The organism is Trinickia sp., from assembly GCF_051961175.1.
Taxonomy (GTDB): domain Bacteria; phylum Pseudomonadota; class Gammaproteobacteria; order Burkholderiales; family Burkholderiaceae; genus Trinickia.
In genome coordinates this window covers 1-4,096 of the sequence record NZ_JBQCDN010000338.1, presented here as the reverse complement: position 1 = coordinate 4,096, position 4,096 = coordinate 1, and the positions used below count along the sequence as shown (strand labels likewise).

2 protein-coding genes are annotated in these 4,096 nt (G+C 63.8%); both read right to left on the bottom strand.

Going from position 1 to position 4,096, the window contains the following annotated elements; genetic code table 11:
* On the bottom strand, window positions 1–1,772 hold a 1,772-nt coding region (locus ACTHL0_RS20045; protein WP_440568626.1), incomplete at its 3' end, for a two-partner secretion domain-containing protein.
* 16 nt (window positions 1,773–1,788) lie between these two features.
* Entirely contained in the window at window positions 1,789–3,474 is a 1,686-nt protein-coding gene (locus ACTHL0_RS20040) for a ShlB/FhaC/HecB family hemolysin secretion/activation protein (RefSeq protein ID WP_440568625.1), read from the bottom strand.
* Window positions 3,475–4,096: the final 622 nt, after the last annotated feature.

Genomic DNA, 4,096 nt, shown 5'->3' with positions numbered 1-4,096 from the left:
CCGACGGTGCCGCTGACACCGCTCGTGCCGCTGCCCCAGGTCACCGCGCCCATGTTGCCGTTCCCGTTGGCGCTGTCGACCACGTAGTTGCCGTTGGCGAGCGCCGCGATGCCAAAGCGGCCGACGGAGTCACCGGCATTGCTGCCCGCGAGCGTCGAAATCAGCGCACCCGTCTTGCCGTTGTAGAGATAGACCGCCCCCGCGGACGACGCGCCGAAGTTATCCAGCGGCGAGCTGACCACGATGTTGCCGTTCGCGAGCGCCATCACGCCGCCGCTGCCGTGCTTGTCGCCCGCTGCCGCCGACGGATCGGCGAGATCGAGGTAGAACATCGACGAGGTCGGGCTTGCATCGATCACGAGGTTGGCCGGATCGTAGAGGACCTGGCTGCCGGCGCCCACGCTAACCGTGCCGCCCAGATTCAGCGTGCCCTTGGACGACACTTCGACGAAGCTGTCCTTGCCCGCGCTTGTGCTGCCGAAGTAATTCGTGGTCCCATCCGACCAGACCGTCACACGCGCGCCATCGCCGCCGACGATCGTCGTCGTGCCGTTCACCGCGACCGTCTGCGCATTCGTGATGTCCGCATCCTGCCCATGCGCGCCGCCGCCGATGCGGATACTGCCGTTATTGCCCGTGGCGAGCTGCGCCCCGGCGAGCGTGATCGCCTGGCCGGCCACCGTCAGGTGCTGCGTGCCCGTGAGCGCACCCGAGATGAACGTATGCTCGCCGCCGTCGACGCGAACGCTGTTGCCATTGACGCTGGCGCCGTCGGTCTGGATCAGCGCATAGGTCGCCGTCAGGTTCGCGGCATTCGCATTGACCGCACCCGATTGCAGCACGCTGCGCGCATTCACGTCGACCTGGCTACCGTTCAACGTCCCGGTGTTCTCGGCGATGCCCGCGTTCGTATCACCGACGAGCTTGATCGTGCCGCCCTGGTTGTCGACGCTGGCGGCTTCGATCACACCGCTGTTGTTGACGACGGCCGAGATCAGGCTGTCCGCGGCCTTGGCCGTCAGCACGACCGTGCCACCGTCGGCCTGGATCAATTGCTTGTTCTCGGCCAGCGCATTGAGCGCGCCCTGGTTCACCGTCACGCCGATCAAGCCATCGCCGGCAAAGTCCAGCGTGATGTCGCTGCCCGCGGCCAACGCCACCGTGCCGAGCTTGGCGGCAATGGTGCCTTGGTTGCTCACCTGGCCGCCCAGCAGCGCGACGTAATTGCCGGTGATCGTGCCTTGGTTGACAACGCTGCTGGCCGTGCCGCTGAAGCGGAAGTTGCGGTTCAGGAAGTCCGCGTCGCTGATGTTCTGCGTCGAGGCCACGAGCCCGCCGACGTTCACCTGCGCGCCCTTGGCGAACAGGATCCCGTTCGGATTGACGAGGAACACTTGGCCGTTGGCGTTGAGCTTGCCGTAAATGGCCGACGGATCGGAGCCCAGCACACGGTTCAGCGCAATGGCCGACTTACCCGGCTGCACGAAGGTGACCGTCTCCGAGGCGCCGATGTTGAACGTGTTCCAGTTGATGGACAGGCTCTGGCTGCCTTGATTGACGGTCGTGGTGCTGCCGGCCTGGCTGATCGTGCCGGTGCCGGCGCTCACCTGCCCGCCGGTGGGCGCCGCGTAGGCGTTGAGTGCCACGACGGAGGCCGCGGCGATGACGGTAGCCTTGAGCTTGCCGCCCTTGCGCGCGGCCTTGGCCGTCTCAGGGGCTGCCACCCAGGCATTGACAGCCCGGTTCCAAATCAAACGATAGGCGTGGTTCATTGAATTCTCCTCGGACTCAGAAATACTTGACGGCCTGCAGCCACACGCGCGGGTTGTGGTCGCCATCCGCGGTGGGACGAGACCCGGCGCGCCACGCGACGTCGGCGCGAATCAGCAGGTTGCGCGGCAGCGTGTAGCTGAGCCCGACGCCGAAGCCGGAGAGCCGGCGCTTGTTGTCGGTGTCTGCGGCGATCGGCTGGTGGTTCAAATAGCCCTGAGCCGCGTCGTAGAAAGCCGTCGCCTGCCAGCTCGGGCTGATCGCGTAGTGCAGTTCGAGCGAAACGAGCCACGCGTCGTCGCTCGGTGCCTCGTCGCCCGAATACGCGCGCACGGCGCCTTCTCCGCCGAGCACCATTTTTTCCGAGCTGTCGAGATTGCCCAGCGCGTGCTGGCCCCGTAGCGAGGCATAGAGCGAGAAGCGGCCGGGCAGGCTCTGTACGCGGGTCACCGAGTAGGCGACCTTGTGGTAGCTGCCTTCGGTGTCGTGTCCGGCTGTATCGAGCGCACGCGTCTGCGCGTCCGGCGCGAGATCGCCGGCCGAGAAGGTCACACTCCATGCCGTAAAGCCGCCGCCGGCGAAATGATCGAGGTGATCGCCCGACAACCCCAGGTTCACGACGTTGACGACCTTCTGCGACGAGGTCGAGGTCGCGTCGATGTCGTCGGTCAGCGACTTGTGGTCGAAGTCGAGCTGGGCGTTGAGGTTGAAGATCCGGCTTCGCACGAGCGGATGAAGCAGGTAGACGCTGCTGATGTACGCCGTGCCGTGCGCCCCGAGCGAATCGAAGTCGCTGTAGAGCCGGTAGTGCATCGCCGAGAAGGCTGCACCCAATTGCGTGCCGGCCGAGTTGATCGGCAGTTGATAAGCCGCGCGCCCATATTCGAGGCCGCGCGAAAGAACCGTATCGACGCCGAGGGAGTCCCCAAGATGCAGCGGGCTCGCCAGCGCGACGCTGCCGTTCAGGCGGGGCTGGCCCGTATAACGGTTGCCGTAGTTGTCGATGCCGAGGCTGCCGCTGACGGGCGCCATGCCGGCTACGCGGACATCGAGATCGGTCGTGCCGACCGAGGCGCCAGGGCTCAGCGTCGAGCTCACGCGCACGCCAGGCAGGTCATTGAGCAGCAGCAGGTCGCGTTCGAGCACTGGACCGTCGAGCGCCTCGCCTTCCTTGATCGACGAAAGGCGCTTGGCCACGCGCGCTTCGGAAAGGCGCGAAGTGTCTTCGATCGTGACTTTACCGACCCGGCCTTCGAGCACGGCGATTTCCACCTCGCCGTCCTTAATGTCCTGCGCCGGCAGATAGGCGCGCGCCAGCAGGCGGCCGTGCTCGCGGTAGTAGCGCGTAATGCGTTGGGCCAACTCGTCGAGTTGCGCGAGCGTCAGCTCCTTGCCGATCGCGTCGGCCACAAGCGGCAGCAGCGTGCTTTCCGGGTACGTCGTGTTGCCGGTGAGACGCAGGTGCTTGACGCTGATTTTGGTGGTCGTGTCGAGCTTGAGAGCCGGCCGCGCCGGGGCTTCGGGCAGCGCTTCGGACGAGCGCGGCGCCGGTTCGGACGACGGTGCGACATTATTGAGCAGCGTGCCGGCGGTGGGTGGCTGGGCAGCCCATGCATGGCCAACTGCCAACGCAAGCGCCGGCAATGACAAAACGGCTCGCAAACGACGAGCCGGGTGACGAATTTCCCCGTATTTGGATGACACGCTGCTTCCTTAGCTTGTTGGTCTTGCCCTGCTATGGCATTGATAGTCTTTGTTAGCGGCACGAGCCGCGCAGGTCGACCGGAATCTACCCCGACAGAATTCAGATCCGCTTGACCGTGCGTCTCAGTTTTTGGAAAAAATGGAACTTTCAAAAAAAAGCAAGCACATGACCAAGGCCGTCGCGACGACGCGATGAAGCAGCCGCAACATGATGCCCATGCCACGGGAGCAAGGGCATGCGGATCGCGGCTGAAATGGAGGTTGAAATGGAGTTTCAGTCCGAATTACGCAAACTGAATTTTCGCAGCACGCCGCATCCGCGCCCGATCATCGAGCGCGCGCAAGTATCTCGATACGCCCGCAATTTCATTCGGTCTTATTTAAATAAATTGCGCTAATTGCCAGCAAGTTCTACATCACAATGCCTCTCACGCCGTCGCCGGTCAGCGCGGCGCCGATACGGACCAATATGGACCGATGTGCAACGGCATTCTGTCCGAATAAATCCAATTCAGCAGCATTTTCATCACGCCATCGATCATTGATTCATGACGATGGTGATTCATTCGCGTCTTCAATGCGAATTGCGGTCCGTGCCCATTACTTTATGACTGGAGAGGAT